This is a genomic window from Pseudomonas sp. 31 R 17, from assembly GCF_900004915.1.
Classification (GTDB): domain Bacteria; phylum Pseudomonadota; class Gammaproteobacteria; order Pseudomonadales; family Pseudomonadaceae; genus Aquipseudomonas; species Aquipseudomonas orientalis_A.
This window is the reverse complement of the sequence record NZ_CVTN01000063.1, coordinates 56,820-75,063: the sequence shown is the minus strand read 5'-3', so window position 1 is coordinate 75,063 and position 18,244 is coordinate 56,820. Positions and strand designations below refer to the sequence as shown.

The following is an 18,244-nucleotide window of genomic DNA, read 5'->3' as shown; positions in this document are numbered from 1 at the left end:
TCAGCGCGGTGACCTGCGCGTTTCGGAGGGCGATTCACCGAACAGCTCGCGGTAATGCGTGGCGAAATGGCTCAGGTGAAAAAAGCCCATGGCCACGGCGATATCTCCGACGTTTTTCTGGCTCGGGCAGGTTTCGATCAGGCGTCGCCTGACCGCGTTGAGGCGCAAATTGCGCAAGTATTCAACCGGCCGCATGCCGGTTACCGCCTGAAAACTGTTCTGCAGCGTCCTGCGACTGACACGCAACTGCTCGCACAGGTCCAGGATGCTCAACGGGGTATCGCCACTGGCGATGATCAATTCCTGGCTGCGCCTGACCAGATAGGCGCTGACGGCAAAATTGCCACGCCGGCAACGGACTTCATCGCTGGCGTGACTGAACAGGTCGAGGAACGCACCGAGCAGCTCGTCTTCGAGGATTTTTTCCGACGCCGGGCTGATGGCGTCCGCGTGTTGCAGAAAGTGACGAAACAAGGGGTGAATGCGCTGACGAATGCGCAGCAGTAACGTTTCATCCACGTTAAGCGCGGGCACGCTGGTCAAACGCTTGAGTTGCTCATTGGATAACTCGAAAGCCGCCAGCTTGGCGAAACGCACGGCATCGACGTTGAACGCGAAAAAATGCGTGCCTTCCGGCGCATGCAATACGAACTCTTCGGCATCACGCAGCAGCACCACGCTCTGCGCACTTACCCGCTGCCCCTGGACCACCGGAGGGTTGCCCAGTGACATGGCTGCGCACAAGCGGCCCTGGGGCGAGCGGCCATGCTGCACCACGCGCTTGTCCAGCACCTCCTGGAAGATCTGGAAGCGATCGCCGGACAGCTGCCGCAGCTCACTGGTCAGGCAGCCACGACCGAGCTGGTCATACACCTGCTGCCAGCCATGGATCGAGCCGGCGTGCTGTTGGGAGTCATTGAAGGTTCGGACTTCAGCGAGCATATTCGTCACTCCTCGGCCGCCGGGTTATTGCTATTGGCCCGAAGGGGCTCAGTCGTCCGTGACATTGGTTGGCGTTAGACAGGCACAACGCCCGCCTGGAAAACCAAAGCCAGTTCCGTGCCAAGCATGTGCAGATGATAAGTGCCCGGTTGAATATCCATCGGCGCCAGTAGCGCACCGGAGAGCACCACCTGCCCGGCCTCCACGCGATGACCATCGGCCAGCAGGCGTCGCACCAGCCAGCACAGGTTGAACAGCGGCGTGTCTTCTCGGTCCAGGGTATCGCCGCTCCCCAGATACACACCCTCATGTTCCAGGTGATATGCCACGCAGGCATGCCGGACAGGGTCGAACGGCACATGCGGCCCTACACAGTAAAGTGCGGCGGCGGCGTTATCGGCCAGGAACGCGCCAAGCCCGAAACGCCAGCCTTGCCAGCGGCAGTCGGCGATTTCGAACGCCGGCGCCACCTGGGCAATGGCCGCCAGAATCTCCTCATCCGCGTAGTCGCCCGGTTCCAGCGCGCGCCCGAAGACGAACGCCAGTTCGATCTCAAGCTTGGGCTGGATCAACCGCCCAAGTGACACCGCACTGCCCGGCTCGACCTGCATGACCGTGGTGAGGCCGCCGTACACCGGTTCGTCGAGGCCGAAGCGTGCTTGCGCCGCGCGGCCGGCAAAGGCGACCTTCCAGCCGCTCAACCGCTCGCCGCCGGCCTGGCGCCGCACGAGCCCCTGGCGCTGCAGACCGTAGCCTTCCAGCCGGTCCAGCGCTTCGGGCGCCAAGGGTTCAATGGGCTGGACGCTGCGCAAGGCCTCGTCCAGTTGGACGAGCAACGCGTTGGCGCCGCTCATGACAATTGCTCCGCCAACTTGCGCAGTACCCCATCAAGCCGCTCCGGGGTGGTAATCGCCGCGACAAAACGGTCCGGACGCACCACCACGATGCAGTCACGCACCTTGGAGAACCATTCGCCCAAGCGGTTATCCACGTCTTCCACACTCACGGCGTCGTTGGCCGTCAGCGGCTGGTTACGGCCCACGCCGCTGCGCGACCGATTGACCTGGATGAAACGCGTGCCCCAACGAGCCCAATACTCGGCCATCGGTTCGCTGAGGTGTTCGCGCGGGTTCACTCGATAACCCAGCACGGCATAGCCGTTGCCGAGGACTTCGTCCAGGCGCCGGCGCTGGCCCTGGGCGTCTTCGATATTGGGCTGGATGAACAGTTGCCCGACCAGATCATCCTCACGCAATTCGGCCCGCTCGTGATGGACCAGCCCCTTGGTGATGGTCGCTTTGGGTTTGAATTTGAACTCCAGCAAGTGCGAGCGCAGATTGTCGACGCTGTTGACGGCCTGGAACAGCCAGTCGCGCACGCCGGCCATCAGCGGGTTGGTCAAGCCAAGGACAGCGCCCATATTGTCGGCCAGGGCGACCAGTTCGGTGGCGTGGCCACGTCGCTCCTGGTCGTAACTGGCCAGGATCGATGGCGCCGCCCGGCCCTGGATGATCGCCGCGAGCTTCCAGGCCACGTTGGCCACGTCGCGCAGGCCGGAATTGAGGCCTTGCCCGGCCCAGGGCGGGGAAATATGCGCCGCATCACCCACCAGTGCCACACGCCCTTCGACAAAGCGCGCCGCGACGCGCGAGTGGTGCGTGTAGGCACGAATACGAATGACGTTGAGCTGGTCGACGGCGTCGCCGATATGCCCGTGGATCAGCTTGCGAATCGTCGCCTCTTCGCACATTTTCGCTTCGTCCTCGCCTTCCATCAGCATGAACTCCCAGCGCCGCTGCTGGTAAGGCAAGTAGATGCACACGAAGGGCCGCTGCGGGTCGGCATGCAGGGCTGTATAAGGTGCGTCCAGCGTGTCGTTGGCGGTATCGACCACTACCCATTTGCGTGGATGGGTCAACCCCAGCAGTTCAATGCCGAGTTTTTTACGCACCGTGGAGCGGCCGCCGTCGGCGCCGATCGCATAGTCGGCCTGGAGCTGGTAGATCTCGCCGTCGGCGCCGCGCACCTGCAGCGTCACGCCCTGCCCGTCCTGCTCAAGTTCAAGCAGTTCATGCCCCTGGCGCAACTCGACGCTGGCGTGCTGCCCGAGATGCTCGCGCAAGGTGCCTTCGAGCAGTTGCTGCATGAAAATATTGCGCATCGGCCAGCCGTATTGCGCAGCACTTGGCTTGACTTCGGCAAAACACACGCCGCGCGCGTTGTAGTAGCGCAGCGGCACATCGCAAATCATGTCGCGTACCGCCAGTTCGGCGATACCGATGCCCTGCAACACACGCAACGCCTCATCGTCCATGCCCACGGCACGCGGATAAGGCAGTATGCCATCGGCCAGTTCAAGGACGACGCAGTCGATACCGTACATTCCCATGTAGTGCGCGGCCGTAATGCCGTTGGGGCCACCGCCCACGATGACAACCTGGGTTTTCTCCTGCTTCATCGCTATTCACCGCTTTCTTGTTGTGGTTTGGGTCCGGCACCGCGTAGGAGCGAGCTTGCTCGCGAAGAACTTCAACGATAACGCGTTCTTGCTGAGCGAACGCGGCGCCTGTGGGTTCTTCGCGAGCAAGCTCGCTCCTACAATTGCTGTGCTTTTATCAGTGCAGGCCGTCAAGGCCCTTTACATCTTCTACTTTCAGCCCGCCCAAGCGTGCATGCAGACGTCCACGCGTGGCGAAAGCCCAGATCACGACGAGCTCATCCGGCGAAGGACCGTCGCCGAATGTCACCGAGAACGTGTCGTAGTGCGAACGCACGTAAAGTGCATCCTTGTGCGCCAGCGGCACGTCGATGGTCGAACCCGGACCGCCACGCTTGCCGGTGGACGGCACCCACGACTTGCCACCGCCCAGGGCAACGCGGATCGGGTCGGCGGCCGGGTTGGTGAGGAATGCGTTGCCGTGCTCGTACTCACCCGCGCTGCCTACCAGGATAGCCTTGCCGTAGCTTTCGATCTTGCGGGCACCGGCCAGGGCCTGAATGCGCCGGCCAAACTCTTCGCCCAGCAGCGGCGACGGCTCGATCAATTGCGCAAGGTCTTCACTGTAACGACCGGCGTACGGGTTGGCGATCACGGCGGCCACGGCGTATTTGAACACCGGTTCGCCATCGGCCAACTGGCCACTTTCGTTAGCCAGGGTTTCTTCGACGAAGCTGTACCATTTGCGGATGTGATAGCTGGCGAAATTCGCGGTTTTCATCAGGTGAACCTCGGTTCAAATCGGGTCAAGGGGATCAAGCGTGATGTTGCGACTCGGCGCACGGGCAGCCTTGAAGCGGGCCTTGCCGCACGCATCGTCATGCTCGGTCTCGAGAAAGAATTCCATGCGATTGCAATCGGGGTCGTTGAAATACAGGCCGTTGCCGATTTCATGATCGGTAATTTTCACCACCTCCACCCCCTTCTTCAGCAACATGCCGTAGAGCTGGCGCAAGGTGGTCATGTCACCTTCGATTTCCAATCCGTAGTGCTGCAGGCCCAGGCCGCCCTGGTGGGCGCCCGGTTCTGCACGAATCAAGGCGATGTCGTGATGCTTGGTGCCAAATGCCATCATGACCCAACTTTCGCCCCGGGCACTTTCGTGCATGCCCAGGATGTCGGCGTACCACAGTGCCGACACATCAGGATCACTCACAAATAGCGATAAGTGAGTCCGAAGGATTTTGACTTTCATCACTGATTACCTCAGTTCTTCTTGACGATGGATTGATGCCCGGCCTTGATCTGCGCCACGGCAGGCGTCCAGAGCACATCTGCGATCTCGCTGAATTCGCGCCAGTGCTTCTGCCAGCTATCCCCGCCATTGTCGGAGGTGAACAAGTGCCCATACTTGGTGCCCGCCACGATCTGGCGCGGGTTGGCCGGGTTGAAGGCAATCGCCCAAACGCAGGAGTTGGGTTGTTGCGGCAGGGGCAGCACGGTCCACGTGAGTGCAGCGTCACGGGATATCAGGATCTTGCTGGTGGTGCCCGGCGTACCATCGGAAATACTCAGGTACAGCTCGTTTTCCGTGCCCAGCGGCGCGTTCATGGCGCGCAGGTAATACAGGCCGAAGGCTTCGCGACCGACAATGCCGGTCCAGGTCAGCCCCTCGTCCAGGCTGCGGTAGACCGCATTGACGCAAACCACCACGATGACTTTTTCACCGTGATTGGGCAGTACCACAATGTTGTGGATGTCCGAGTTGTAGTCCCACAGCAGCCGGTCGTCGACGCGGGTCCAGCTGTCACCGCCGTCACGGGAGTGAAACAGCCCACCCTCTTCCAGGCCGAACCACAGTTGGTCGCGGTCGGTGGGGTCATAGGCGAAGGCCAGCAAGCGGGGACGGCTGACGCCGTCGCAGAACTCCGGGATCTCCACCGGGGCGCGATCCCAGCTCAGGCCACCGTCCAGGGTGCGCCACAACACGGCACGCGACGGCGCGCCGGTGCCGACGAAAATCCGTTGGGCGTCCTGTGGGTCGACCGCCACCTTCCACACGGTCTGCCCGTTGAACGGCGAATCGATGCGCTGCCAATGCCCGCCGGTGTCCTGGCTGACACACAAGCCCACGTCGGTACCGGCGTAGATCCGCTCCGGCGTGTCGGGATGCACACTCAGGGACCGGGTGATTGCATCGAACTCAAGGTCCTGCCCCAGGCCCAGGCGGTGCCAGGTCTTGCCATCGTCGGCGCTGCGAATCACCGCTTGCCCGACGGTCGCGACCAAAAGGGTTCCGTTACTCATCTCTGATACTCCTCAGATATAGATGCCACGCGTCAAACCACCGTCGATGCCGATGGACTCACCGGTTACTGCGCCGGCCTTCGGTGACGCCAGGAAGCCGATCAACCAGCCCATTTCAATCGGCGCCAGGGTGCGGCGAATCGGCGTTGCGTCGATGTAGGCCTGCTCGACCTGTTCCGCGGTCTTGCCCTGCTTGACCGCTTCGCGGTCGTACAGCTCCTGGATATGCGGGGTATCCACCACGCCTGGGTGAATCAGGTTGACCGTGATGCCCGACGGGCCGAGCTGGTCGGACAGGGTTTTGGTCATGTGGGCAATCGCCAGGTTGCGCATGCCCGACAGCACTTTGCTGCTGCGCCCGGTGAGCCCGCCGATGTTGATGATGCGACCGAAGCCGGCCGCCTTCATGTGCGGGGTCACGGCCTTGGCGCAGCGGAAGTAGCCGATCACCTTGGTGTTGAGGTCCGACAGCAACTCATCGTCGCCAGCGTGTTCGATGTCATTGCGCACCACGCCCGATGGCGCGGCAGCACCGTTGACCAGGATGTCGATGCGGCCGAAATGCTTGTACGCCGCATCGACCATCTCGGACACGGCCTTCATGTCATTGGTGTCACAGAACAGCGGCAGCACTTCATTGCCGGTCTGTGCCGTGATCTCTTCGGCGGCCAGTTGCAGGAACGCCATGCGTCGCGCGCAGATCACCACCTTGCAGCCTTCCTCGGAGAGAAAGCGTGCGACTTCCTTGCCGATACCCATGCCACCACCGGTGACGATTGCCACGCGGCCTTTCAATTCCAGATCCATTGCCATTTCCTCTTGTGATTATTCGATTCAGGCCAGATCGACGAAGACGCTTTTGGTTTCGGTGTAGGCGTCAATCACGTTCTTGCCCATTTCCCGGCCCCAGCCGGACTGCTTGTAACCGCCGAACGGCGACGCCGGATCGACCACGTTCCAACAGTTGATCCACACCGAGCCGGCCTTGAGCTGCGCGGCCACGCGGTGCGCCGAACGCAGGTCGCGGGTCCACAGGCCGGCGGCGAGGCCATAGGGCGAGTCGTTGGCGCGCAGCACCAGGTCGTCGATCTCGCTCCAGCTCATCACGGTCAGCACCGGGCCGAAGATTTCTTCGCGGGCCACGCAGGCCCGCTCGGCACGGTCCAGGAACACGCTGGGTTCAATGAAGTGACCGCGCTCCAGGTGCTCAGGACGGCCACCGCCGCAGATCAGTTCGGCGCCCTCTTCCTGGCCCCGCTGCAGGTAGCCCTTGACCGTGTTCAACTGCCGGCCGGATACCAGCGGGCCCATGCTGTTGGCCGGGTCCAGGCCATTGCCGAGCACATAGGCGGCGGCATGGCGCTGCAGTTCTTCAAGCACCTGGTCGAGCACGCTGTCGTGCACATACAGGCGCGAGCCGGCCGTACACACCTGGCCCTGGTTGTAGAAAATCCCGTCGGCCGCACCCTTGGCGGCGCGTACGATGTCGGCGTCGGGCAGGATGATGTTGGGTGACTTGCCGCCCAGTTCCAGCGAGACCTTTTTCATGTTGCCGGTGGCCGCCTGGGCGATCAGCCGACCGACCTGGGTCGAGCCGGTAAAGGCGATCTTGTCCACGTCCGGGTGCTGTGCCAGCGGTGCGCCGGTGTCCGCGCCCAGGCCGGTGATCAGGTTGACCACGCCGGCGGGGAAACCGGCGGCCTCGATCAGTTGCACCAGGCGAATCGCCACCAACGGCGTCTGCTCGGCGGGCTTGAGCACCGCCACGCAACCGGTGGCCAGCGCCGGGCCTAGCTTCCACACGCACATGGTCAACGGGAAGTTCCACGGCACGATCAGCGCGCAGACACCGACCGGTTCACGCAACGTGTAGTTGAGCATCGGCGCGCCGCTGGCCGGCGAGACGGGCAGCGTGCTGCCTTCGATCTTGCTGGGCCAGCCGGCGAAGTAGCGAATGATGTTGGCCGCGCTGGCCGCTTCACCCCGTGCGTTGGCGATCGGCTTGCCGTTCTCCAGGGTGATCAGTTGCGCCAGCTCCTCGCGGTGCTGGTCCAACAGATCGGCGAGGCGAAACAGCAACAGGCCGCGCTGCGCCGGCGACTGGAAGGCCCAGGCGCCGGTAAACGCTGCGCGGGCGGCCGCAACGGCCGCATTCACATCGCGCTCATCGCCCTGGGCGACTTCGGTCAGGGTCTGTTCAGTGGCCGGGTTTTCCACGGCAAAGCGGCGACCGCTGGCGGCGTCCTGCCAGGTACCGCCGATGAACAGGCGACCGGGCTGGTCCAGGAACGCCTGGACGGCAGGTAATAATGGGAGCTGGTTCATGGTCGACTCCTTCAAAGCGCCATTTCGATCAGGCAAGGCCCGGCATCGGCGGCGGCATTGGCCAGCGCCCGTTGCAGTTCGGCATTGGTGTGTACGGTGCAGGACGGCACGCCATAGCCTTTGGCCAGGGCCTTCCAGTCGATGCGCGGAGTGTCGAGCACGGTCAGCTTGAGCGACTGCGGGTCGAGCTCGGTCATGCCGAAACGGCGCAGTTCGTTCTGCAAGATTGCGTAGCGGTGGTTGGCGGCAATCAGGATCACCACCGGCAACTGCTCGCGGGCAATGCTCCACAGGGTCTGGATGGTGTACTGGGCGCTGCCGTCCGATTGCAGGCAGAACACCCGGTTGCCACGCTCAGCCAGGGCCGCGCCAAACCCCACCGGAATGCCCTGGCCGATCGCGCCACCGGTATTGGTCAATACACGGTGCCGCGCGGCACGGGCAGAGGCGGTGAAAAATGGATAGCCGCAGGTGCCGCCCTCGACCGAGACAATGCAGTCGTCCGGCAGCGCGGCGGCCAACACTTGCCCCACCGACTGCGGGCTCAACGCGGCCTCGCCCGGCGGCAGCTGGATGTCCTGCGGCGTCGGTATGTAGGCAGGCGCGTCCAGCGCATCGGCCAGCGCGGTCAGCGCCCCGGCCACATCGTCGCCCACTTCGGCCAGCGACAGCAGACGCTCACGCTCAGCCAGTCGCGACGGGATACCTTCATAGCCGAAATAACTGATGGGCTCCACGACACCGGCGCACACGACCTTGTCGTACTGCTCGAGGATCTCGATGGCCACTTCCGGGAAGTACGGCAGGCGATCCAGGTCGGGCAAGCCACCCCCCCGGTAGCTCAGGCGCGGGAAGGTTTCGGCAAACATACGCACGCCGGGCAGTTGCGCCAGGCGCCCCGCCGCTTCCAGGCCTGCCACCGACAAGCCCTGGTCACCGACGATGAACACCAGGCGCTGGCCGTCGCGCAGGGCCTGGGCCACGGCTTCGATGCGGTCGCCGGCAAAGCGCCGCACCGGCGCACGCAGCGGGCTGAACTGGCCGTTGTGGGTCACGGTATTGGATTGCAGGTCCATGGGCAGGATCAAGCTGGCGATCTGGCCCTTGGCTTGCCAGGCGGCGCGCATGGCTTCCTGCAAGTCCTCGCCCACACCCGACGCGGTGCGCGAGGTGCGTACCCAACTGGACACAGTACCGGCGAGGGCCTGGATGTCGCTGGCCAAAGGCGGATCGTAATTGACGTGCCAGGACGCGTGGTCGCCAATCACATTGACGATGGGCGTGTTGGCGCGCCGTGCGTTGTGCAGGTTGGCGATGCCGTTGGCAAAGCCAGGGCCCAGGTGCGTCAGGGTCATTGCCGGTTTGCCGGCGATACGGCCGTAACCGTCCGCAGCACCGGTACACACCCCTTCGAACAACGACAACACCGGCTTGAGGGCGGGTGCACTGGCCATCGCGGCCACCAGTGGAATCTCGGTGGTTCCCGGGTTGGCGAAGCAGTACTCGATACCGCTTGCCGCTGCCGCATTCACTATCAGTTGCGCACCATTCATTGTCAGCCCTCTCACTTGAGCGTTTTCTTTGGTGAGATTTATCACATATAAAAACCAACCATACAAGTTTTTATTACGATAAATCTCTTATTTTGAGATTTATGCGATATTGTAGCCGAGATACGTTAGTGTGATGACCTGTAGGAACGAGCTTGCTCGCGAAAAACTCACAGGCACCGCGTTCCTTCAGGAGGCATGCGTTATCGTTGACGTTTTTCGCGAGCAAGCTCGCTCCTACAATGGATCCGGGGCGTTTTCGCCTATAGTGCTTACCCGCGTGCCATCCCTTCTCTAGGAACGAAATGAGCAGCCTGAGTAAATTGCTGAATGTCCTGGACCTGTTCGGTCCAGCCACGCTGAAGATCGACCCGGACACCATCGCCGAGCGCATGGGCCTGTCGCGTGCCACCGCGTACCGCTACGTCAAGGAGTTATGCGACGCCGGGCTGCTGACGCGCGTGGACGCCGGCAACTATGGCCTGGGGCCGCGCGTGATCGAGCTGGACTGGATGATGCGCCAGTACGACCCCATCCTCCTCGCCGGGCGCGAACTGATGCATGAGTTGTCGGCGCAGACCGGCCTTGCGGTGTTCGCCAGCGTTTTCTATGACGGACGCATCATCAACACCTACATCGCCGAACCCACCGACACCTACCACTTCTCCTTCGGGCGCGGGCACCCGCTGCCGTTTTTTCGTGGCGCGCAATCGAAGGTATTGATCGCCTTTCAGAAAGGCCGTCGCCTGCAACGCCTGTTCGAAGAACACATGGCCGGCGATGCGGACAGTGCCTACGACTGGGCAAGCTTTTCCAAGGCCACAAAGAAGATTCGCAAGGACGGCTATTGCATGACCCACGATGAACTGAACCTGGGCCTGACCGGCATCGCGGCGCCGATCATCCAGCCGGATATCGACGAGGTGGTGGGCAGCCTGTCCGCTGTCGGCAGCACCCAGAGCTTCAAGCTGCTGCGCCAGGAAACCGTGATCGAGATGGTGATGGACACCACGCGGCGGATTGCCGAGAACATGCGCAATCAACCGGGCGCCGCCGCGTCCTGAGGTCAAGACGCGAAGGCCAGGGTGGATCAGAACGGTACGGCGACGGTCACTTGGCTGTACACATTGGTGCCGTTGCCGACCGCCTGGTTGCCGCCCGTGGTGGAATCCTGTTTCGGTTTGTAGAGACCAATCAGCGGCGTGATGATCAGGTGCGGGTTGACCGCCCACTCGGCGTACACGTCCAGCTCCCGCGCATCGAGGTTCAGTGCATTGCTTTTGCGCACGGTCTCGAAGTCGAAGTACAACGCGCCCAGGGTCAGGTTTTCCAGCGGCGTGGCCTTGAGGCCCACATGATGGATGCGGGTGTTGCTGTTGAACGGCCCGGAATAGTTGCCGCCGACTTCGCCTTGCAGCCAGGTGCCGTAGCCCGTGCTTTGGCCGGTGAACAGCGAATCCCATTTTTGTGAGTAGCGGGCGTAACGGTAGGTGACCTTGGGTGCCCAGGCGACATCGGCAAAGGTGTAACCGGCTTCGCCGTACCAGGCTTTTTCCGGCCCGCTGTCCTTGTCCTGCCAGGCGTATTCGAAGGCCAGGCTGACATTGGGCAGGCCCGCGTCGCCTTCGCCACGCACGCTGTAGATATTCATGCCCTTGCGCTGGCGCTGAAAATCACTGGCCCAGCGATCGTTCACATCGATGCCATGCACCCAGGTCAACCCCAGGGTGCCGGGCTTGGTGGTGTAATCGAGGGTACCGGCGGCCACTTCGGTTTCAGCCTGGGCGCGGTTGTCGGACTTGAGCCACAGCAGGCTGCCATGCAGGCCGTCCTTGCCACCCAGGCGCAGGAACGCGGTCTGATCGAACGCATGCCGCGCCGCCAGATAGTAGGCACCGCCCCGGTTCAGCGCGCCATCGGCCGGGCCCTTGCCCAGGTTCGGCCCGTCATCGTTGACCAGGAAGCCCCTGCCGAGCTTGACCACCTGGCGCCCGCCGGAGATATCCACGCCGTCCTGGCCCAGTGCCGGGGACAGGTCGCCGGAGCGCCACCCGAGGTAAGCGTCTTCGATTTTGGTGGTGCGTTCGGTGCCCAGGGTATTGCCGGCCGCGTCGCCGTCGCCCCAGGTGGCGGAGCTGAGCAGGGCGAACGCACCGTAGGCGGTGCCGTTGCCCGCCAGGGACTGGTCGCCGCTCAGGCCGTATTTGATAAAGCCTTCACGCCAGGTCGAGCCGCCCGACGTGCCGTTGTAGTTCTTGCGACTGTTGAACATACCGAATACGGCAGTCATGTCTGCGTTGAGATGGCGGCTGTCATCGCTGTACAGCTCATAGGCCTGGGCCTGGCTGATGGCGCAGAGCGTCAAGCTGCATGCCAGCGTACCGCCGAAGAATAAAGTGGATGGGTAGCGCATGATCGAAGCTCCTTGAAGCGCGTCTTTAAAGACAGATAGTGGCAACAGGGGCGCAGCGACGCTGCGCCCCTGTTGGCCGAGCATTACTCGCCCGCGCGCTTATTGACGAACAGCAATTGCTGGCCGGTGAACTCCAACAGCCCTTCGAGGCCGAACTCGACACCGAAGCCAGACATTTTGCTGCCGCCGAATGGCGTATTCGGTTGGATCCGGGCGTGACAGTTGACCCAGGCCACGCCACTTTCCAGGCGGCTGGCCAACGCCTGCGCCTGTTCGACATCCGGGCCCCATACCGAGCCGCCCAGGCCCATGTCACCGCCGTTGGCGCGGCGCAGCACGTCCTCGACGTCGCTGTAAGCGATCAGCGGCAACACCGGGCCGAATTGCTCCTCGTCCACCAGGCGCTGACCATCGGTCACATCCGCGACCAATGTCGGTGGATAGAAGAACCCCGGACGGTCCAGACGGGCGCCGCCACACAGGACCCGCGCCCCCTGATCCCGTGCATCGGCGACCAGGGCTTCAACCAACTGCAATTGCTCAAGGTTCTGCACCGGCCCGAAGTTGACGCCGGGCTCCAGGCCATCACCCACCACCTGGCGCTGGGCAATCAGCGTCAGCGCGTCGGCGAAGGCCTCGTATTGGGATTCGTGAATGTACAAACGCTTGAGGGCTGCGCACGTCTGGCCCATGTTGAGGAAGGCTGCCTGGAAAATTTCCTCGGCGACCTCTTCCACCGATGTGCCGGGCAATACAATCGCAGCGTCGTTGCCGCCCAGTTCAAGGGTCAGGCGCTTGAGATTGGTGGCAGCGCCGCGCATCACGCTCTGGCCGGTGGCGGTGGAACCGGTGAAGACAATCTTCTGAATGCCGGGGTGCGAAGTGATCGCACTGCCGAAACCCTGCTCGCCGGTCACGCAGTTGATCACACCGTTGGGCACATGCCGGGCAATGATTTCCGCCAGTCGCAAGGTACTCAGCGGCGTCAGGCTCGACGGCTTGCTGACCACGCAGTTGCCGGCCCGCAGTGCCGGCATGATGTGCCACACGGCAATCATGAACGGCCAGTTCCATGGCGTGATGGACGCCACCACACCCAGGGGTTTGCGGTGCAGCTCAATGCGCTGGGTCGGGGTTTCTTCCACCAGCTCCACTTCAATCTGCTGTCCGGCCGCATAGCGGGTCCACGCGGCGGCGCCCATGACTTCGGAAAACGCCAGTTCCAACGGTTTGCCTTGTTCCTGCACGATCAACCGGGCCAACTCATCGGCGCCCTGCTCGATATTCTCGGCAATCGCCAACAGTCGCTCGCAGCGTTGAGCATGGGAAACGTGACGCCACGCCTTGAAGGCCACTTGAGCGGCGGCCACCGCGTCGTCCAATTGAGCCAGCGAGCCGGCCGGGCATTGGGCGAATGCGGCGCCGGTAGCCGGATTGATCACATCAAACTGCCCGTTTTCACCGGCAACCTGAATCCCATTGATAAGCATCTTGTAGTGGTGCATGTGTCATCTTCCTTTAACGCTGGCGAGCCTTGCCGGACAACGGCAAGCGAACAGTGTGCAGTGGGGCGGTACGCTCGATGCCTTAGAGTTTGTGGCTGCCCAGCGCCAGGAAGCGCTGCGGCGAGACCTTGCGCAGTCGCACGGCGAGAAAAACGCCGCCCAGCAGCGCCGCTGGAATGACCGCGCACAGTGCGTAGGACAAGAGCTGGCTGGCGCCGGTGAGCACATCGAAATGCACCACCGCCAGTATCAGCACCATCAGCAAGGCCAGGCTGGAGAAAATCGGCAGGATACGCCCGCGCCAGAGGCCGACATTGAGTTCCGGGTGCCGGTGGAAATACACACACACCGAGATCGAAGTCATCGCCATGAGCAAAATCACGCACAAGGTGGCGAGGTTGGAGAACCAGGCGAACAGTTGCAGGATCGGATCGGCATCCATCGCGGCGAAGATCAGCACCACCACGGCGGCGATCAGGCTTTGCAACGCCGAGCCCATATGCGGGCTCTGGTGCACACGGTGGGTGGTGCCCAACAGACTGTGCAGCAGACCGTCGCGCCCGATAGCGTAGAAATAGCGCGCCGCGGCGTTATGGAATGCCAGCATCCCGGCGTAAATGCTGACCATGAACAGCACCCGGATAATCTGCGTCAGATACGGGCCGACAAAGTGGTCCGACATGCCGTAGATAAAGGTGGTTGGGTCCTGCAGGGCTTGCAGCATCGGCACGATTTTATCCGTACCTACGCCCACCACCATCGACCAGACCGACAGCGCGTAGAAGCCGCCGATCAGCAGCACCGAGCTGTAGGTGGCAATCGGAATGGTGCGGTGCGGATTTTTCGCTTCTTCGCCGTAAATCGTCGTGGCCTCGAAGCCGATAAACGCCGCGAAGCAGAACAGCAGGCCGATCGACGGGGTGCCGCTGAACATATGCTGGCTGGTGAACGAGTCGAGATTGACACCGCTGTCGCCGCCCGTCTTGAGAATCGCAATATCCAGGGTCAGGATCGCCAGGTATTCGGCAATCACGACCACCGACAAGACGCGGGCGGACAGATCGATCTTGCGATAGCCCAGGATCGCAATGCTGACCATCGCCATCAGCGAGTAGGACCACCAGGGCAATACCAAGCCGTATACGCTTTCCATGGTGCCGCTGACCACGCCGCCGAACATGCCATAGAGGCCGACCTGCAGGATGTTGTAGGCAAACATCGCCAGCACGCCTGCCGCCCCTCCGGCCAGGCCACCCAGGCCGCGCGAGGTAAAGGCGTAAAAACCACCTGCGTTGGTGACATGCTTGGCCATGGTGGTGTAACCGACCGAAAACGCCAGCAACACCGCCAGGGCCAGCAATAACAACGCCGGGGTGCCGGCACCGTTGCCCAGCATGATGCCAATCGGGAAACCTCCGGCGATGACGCTGAGCGGGCTCGCCGCCGAAATCACGAAGAAGATGATAAAGCCGACACCCAAGGCGCCACGCTTGAGCTCCGTGGAGCTGTTGACCGGGATAGATACACTCATCTTATTAACCTTATTGTATGAGGCAGTCGCTGTGGTATAGGACCGATCAAGGCGCCATCGGTACCAGATAGCGCTTTTGTTTTTGGGATTGCACGCTGTATTCGATCCTATGCCCGCCCACGAACACCCCGCTATCCCAAATCGGTAACATCGCCGGCGTCACACCCGATCGGCAATGCCCCGACCGTCACGGCCGATTTGGGATAACGGTGCCCTTCTGCATTCAGGCATGCTAGGTCCAGCCCTCTTTTACGGACGCCAGCCATGCCCTTTACCGACTCCAAACGTCGCTGGCTGATACTTGCCATCATTTCCAGCGCGCTGCTGCTTATCGTCATTGATATGACGGTGCTGTACACCGCGCTGCCCACCCTCACGCGGGAGCTCAGCGCCACGGCGTCGCAAAAGCTCTGGATCATCAATATCTACGCGCTGATCGCCGCCGGCCTGCTGTTGGGCATGGGCACCCTCGGCGACCGTCTCGGGCACAAACGGTTGTTTATCGGCGGCCTGAGCGTTTTCGGCCTGTTCTCGCTGATCGCAGCGTTCTCGCCATCGGCCAGCGTCTTGATCGTCGCCCGTGGGTTCCTGGCGGTGGGCGCGGCGATGATGATGCCCGCCACATTGGCCCTGGTAAGGTTGACGTTTACCGACCGACGCGAACAGGCGATGGCGTTCGGCCTATGGGCATCAGTGGCCTCAGGGGGCGCCGCATTCGGACCGGTGGTAGGTGGATTGCTGCTGGAGCATTTCTGGTGGGGTTCGGTATTCCTCATCAACGTGCCAATTGTACTGTTGGCCTTGCTGCTGGGGGCGATAGCCATTCCCGATCATCCCGGAAATAGCCAGACACGCTGGGACTGGCTGGGTTCGCTGCAGGTCATGATCGGTTTGATCAGCATAGCTTATGCGGTCAAGGAGCTGGGTAAACGGCAACCCTCCTTCGAGGCCATGCTGATAGCACTGGTCCTGGGCACGCTATTTCTGGCGCTTTTCATTCGACGTCAACGGCGTGCCGATCAGCCGATGCTGGATCTGTCGCTGTTCTCCACGTCTGGCTTCAGAAATGCGGTGATTTCAGCGGTGGTATCAGCCGCCGCCTTGATCGGCATGGAACTGGTCTTCAGCCAACGCCTGCAACTGGTGCTGGGCCTGTCGCCGCTGGAGGCGGCGCTGTTCATCCTGCCGCTGCCGCTGGGTTCGTTCGTCGCCGGACCGCTTGCCGGGCATTACCTGCCGCGCCTGGGAGAGCAGCGCATGCTGTTCTGGACGCTGCTGCTCTCGGCTGCCGCGATGCTCACCTACTTGCTGGCGCACAACGCCGCAGTGCCAGTGCAGATCGTCAGCCTCGCGCTGCTGGGCCTTACGATGGGCGCCGCACTGACCGCAGCGTCCAGCACGATCATGCTCAGCGTGCCCGCCGACAAAGCCGGCATGGCCGCCTCCCTTGAGGAAGTCTCCTTTGAACTGGGCGGCGCCGCAGGCGTGACGTTGGCGGGCAGCCTGTTATCGGCCATCTACGCCTACTCGGCGAGCCAGACGATTGCGCCATGGCTGGCCCTGAACCCCTTGATCTTCGAGAGCCTCGACGATGCGCTGGTGGTCGCCGCGACGCTGGCGCCGGAGGACGCGGCGATGCTGATCGGGTCGGCCCGTTCGGCGTTCGACGCGGGTTTCGTCGCCGTACTGGCCACCTGTGCGGCATTGCTGTTGATGGCAGCGCTGCTGGTCAGGCCACGCAACCGGGTGTCATGAATCAGTGACATCAGCCGATGCAGTGACACATCCAATAAAAAGTCGGTGGTGCCACACCAACCGATGATCGATCAACACGCGGTTTACCAGTGAGATAGCCCAATGCTCGACGCCCTTTCCATCCGTTTGAAATTCGTCCTCTTGTCGGGTTTGTGCCTGCTTGGCGTGATCGGTCTGATCGTCGGCATGAATCTCTACCAGGGCAACCAGAACAACCAGTTGATCAGCACCTCGAGCAGTACGATGCTGACTGAAAGCGGCAAGACCCTGCTGCTGGCCAGGGCGGCGGAACAGGCGAAGAACCTGCAGGGCGAATTCGCCCGCAGCCGGCAGATCATCAGCGCTTTTTCCGACCAGGCGGCCGGCTTGCGCACCATGGCCGCCCAGCGCGGGTTGGCGGCTGCGACATTGCGTGAAGAACTTAACCTGGCGCTCAAGACCACGTTCGAACGCAATCCCGAGATTCTCGGGCTTTGGCTGGTGTACGAACCTGATGCGCTGGATGGCAAAGACAGTGAGTTCGTCAACGACGCCGCACGCGCCGCCAACGAGAACGGACGTTTTGCCAGCGCCTGGAATCGCGGCGCGGGTCAAGCGATGAATATTCTGATCCCCGAAAGCGATTTGCAGAAGACCGAGTTGAGCATCAGCGGCACGCCCTACAACAGTTGGTACACCTGCCCGCGAGACACGCGACGCACATGCCTGATGGCCCCCTATGCCGACACCCAGGCCGGGCAGGTTCAACTGATGACCACGCTGTCGATGCCCCTGATCGCCGATGGCAAGGTGATCGGCACCCTTGGGGTCGACCTCGCGCTCGGCGCCCTGCAAGCTGCCGCGAGCGATGCCCAGCGCACCCTGTTCAACGGTTCAGGGCGCATGCTGATCGTTTCCGACAGTGGCGTACTTGCCGCCTACAGCGCGGATGCGAGCCAGGTCGGCAAAAACATCGGCGTTCCGTTGAAGGATGAGGGCAAGGCGGTGCTTGCGGCATTGACGCAACAAAAACCGGTGGTGCTGGCCGGTGATGCGCTGATTCGTGCTGTGTACCCCGTTGCACCCATCGCCGAAGCGCCGGCGTGGGGAGTGGCCATCGACCTGCCCAAGGATGTCTTGCTGGCGGACTCGATGAAGCTGCAGACCTTGCTTGACCAGACGCAAACCCGGGACACCCTGGAGTCGTTGTTGGTCGCCGTCGGTGCGGGGCTGCTGGGCTTGCTGCTCATCTGGTTCACCGCCTCCGGTGTGACACGCCCGATCAACAGCGTCGCTCGGATGCTCAAGGCAATTGCCAGCGGCGACGGCGACCTGACCCAGCGGCTGGATTACCGCAAAAAAGATGAACTGGGCGAACTGGTGAACTGGTTCAATCGGTTTCTCGACAAACTGCAACCCACCATTGCGCAGCTCAAGCAGAGCATCATCGCTGCGCGCGGCACCGCCGACCAGTCGTCGCACATCGCGCGCCAGACCAGC

Annotated in this window: 14 protein-coding genes and 1 pseudogene; 3 read left to right on the top strand and 12 right to left on the bottom strand. The window is 62.4% G+C overall.

The features are described 5' to 3' along the window. From BFP89_RS11500 to BFP89_RS11460, 9 genes are all read right to left on the bottom strand, one after another. Entirely contained in the window at positions 1-942 is a 942-nt protein-coding gene (locus tag BFP89_RS11500) for a helix-turn-helix domain-containing protein (RefSeq protein ID WP_065885629.1), read from the bottom strand. A gap of 74 nt (positions 943-1,016) precedes the next feature. Then, entirely contained in the window at positions 1,017-1,796 is a 780-nt protein-coding gene (locus BFP89_RS11495) for a 2-keto-4-pentenoate hydratase (protein ID WP_065885628.1), read from the bottom strand. Continuing rightward, a complete protein-coding gene (locus BFP89_RS11490) occupies positions 1,793-3,400 on the bottom strand; it encodes a bifunctional 3-(3-hydroxy-phenyl)propionate/3-hydroxycinnamic acid hydroxylase (RefSeq protein ID WP_065885627.1) in 1,608 nt (535 codons plus the stop codon). The genes BFP89_RS11495 and BFP89_RS11490 overlap by 4 nt, the downstream gene beginning before the upstream one ends. A gap of 157 nt (positions 3,401-3,557) precedes the next feature. Then, complete coding sequence (locus BFP89_RS11485; protein ID WP_065885626.1) at positions 3,558-4,160, bottom strand: amino acid synthesis family protein; 603 nt, start codon at positions 4,158-4,160, stop codon at positions 3,558-3,560. Between the two features lie 15 nt (positions 4,161-4,175). Beyond that, positions 4,176-4,634 (bottom strand): VOC family protein, encoded by a 459-nt coding sequence (locus tag BFP89_RS11480; protein WP_065885625.1) that lies wholly within the window; start codon positions 4,632-4,634, stop codon positions 4,176-4,178. An 11-nt stretch (positions 4,635-4,645) separates the two neighbouring features. Beyond that, positions 4,646-5,686, bottom strand: coding sequence for a WD40/YVTN/BNR-like repeat-containing protein (locus BFP89_RS11475; RefSeq protein WP_065885622.1), 1,041 nt, complete (start codon positions 5,684-5,686; stop codon positions 4,646-4,648). 12 nt (positions 5,687-5,698) lie between these two features. Next, positions 5,699-6,493 carry an SDR family NAD(P)-dependent oxidoreductase gene (locus BFP89_RS11470; RefSeq protein WP_065885621.1) on the bottom strand — a complete coding sequence of 265 codons (795 nt, stop codon included), beginning with the start codon at positions 6,491-6,493 and terminating at the stop codon, positions 5,699-5,701. A 27-nt stretch (positions 6,494-6,520) separates the two neighbouring features. After that, the gene (locus BFP89_RS11465; protein WP_065885619.1) at positions 6,521-8,011 is read right to left on the bottom strand and encodes an aldehyde dehydrogenase family protein; all 1,491 of its coding nucleotides are present in this window, start codon (positions 8,009-8,011) and stop codon (positions 6,521-6,523) included. An 11-nt stretch (positions 8,012-8,022) separates the two neighbouring features. Beyond that, a complete protein-coding gene (locus tag BFP89_RS11460; RefSeq protein ID WP_065885618.1) occupies positions 8,023-9,564 on the bottom strand; it encodes an acetolactate synthase large subunit in 1,542 nt (513 codons plus the stop codon). Positions 9,565-9,866: 302 nt separating this feature from the next. Here BFP89_RS11460 and BFP89_RS11455 point away from each other — a divergent pair, with 302 nt between their 5' ends. Continuing rightward, positions 9,867-10,625, top strand: coding sequence for an IclR family transcriptional regulator (locus BFP89_RS11455; RefSeq protein ID WP_065885616.1), 759 nt, complete (start codon positions 9,867-9,869; stop codon positions 10,623-10,625). Positions 10,626-10,651: 26 nt separating this feature from the next. Here BFP89_RS11455 and BFP89_RS11450 read toward each other — a convergent pair whose 3' ends face one another. From BFP89_RS11450 to BFP89_RS11440, 3 genes are all read right to left on the bottom strand, one after another. Continuing rightward, a complete protein-coding gene (locus BFP89_RS11450; RefSeq protein WP_065885614.1) occupies positions 10,652-11,974 on the bottom strand; it encodes a hypothetical protein in 1,323 nt (440 codons plus the stop codon). Between the two features lie 83 nt (positions 11,975-12,057). Beyond that, the gene (locus BFP89_RS11445; RefSeq protein WP_065885613.1) at positions 12,058-13,479 is read right to left on the bottom strand and encodes an aldehyde dehydrogenase family protein; all 1,422 of its coding nucleotides are present in this window, start codon (positions 13,477-13,479) and stop codon (positions 12,058-12,060) included. 82 nt (positions 13,480-13,561) lie between these two features. Continuing rightward, positions 13,562-15,010, bottom strand: a complete 1,449-nt coding sequence (locus BFP89_RS11440; RefSeq protein ID WP_065885612.1) for an APC family permease — start codon at positions 15,008-15,010, stop codon at positions 13,562-13,564. 264 nt (positions 15,011-15,274) lie between these two features. Between BFP89_RS11440 and BFP89_RS11435 the strand changes: the two genes are divergently transcribed. Continuing rightward, a complete protein-coding gene (locus tag BFP89_RS11435; protein ID WP_065885611.1) occupies positions 15,275-16,765 on the top strand; it encodes an MFS transporter in 1,491 nt (496 codons plus the stop codon). Positions 16,766-16,867: 102 nt separating this feature from the next. Continuing rightward, positions 16,868-18,148, top strand: a pseudogene (locus BFP89_RS29700) (HAMP domain-containing protein); the annotation flags it as partial. Positions 18,149-18,244: the final 96 nt, after the last annotated feature.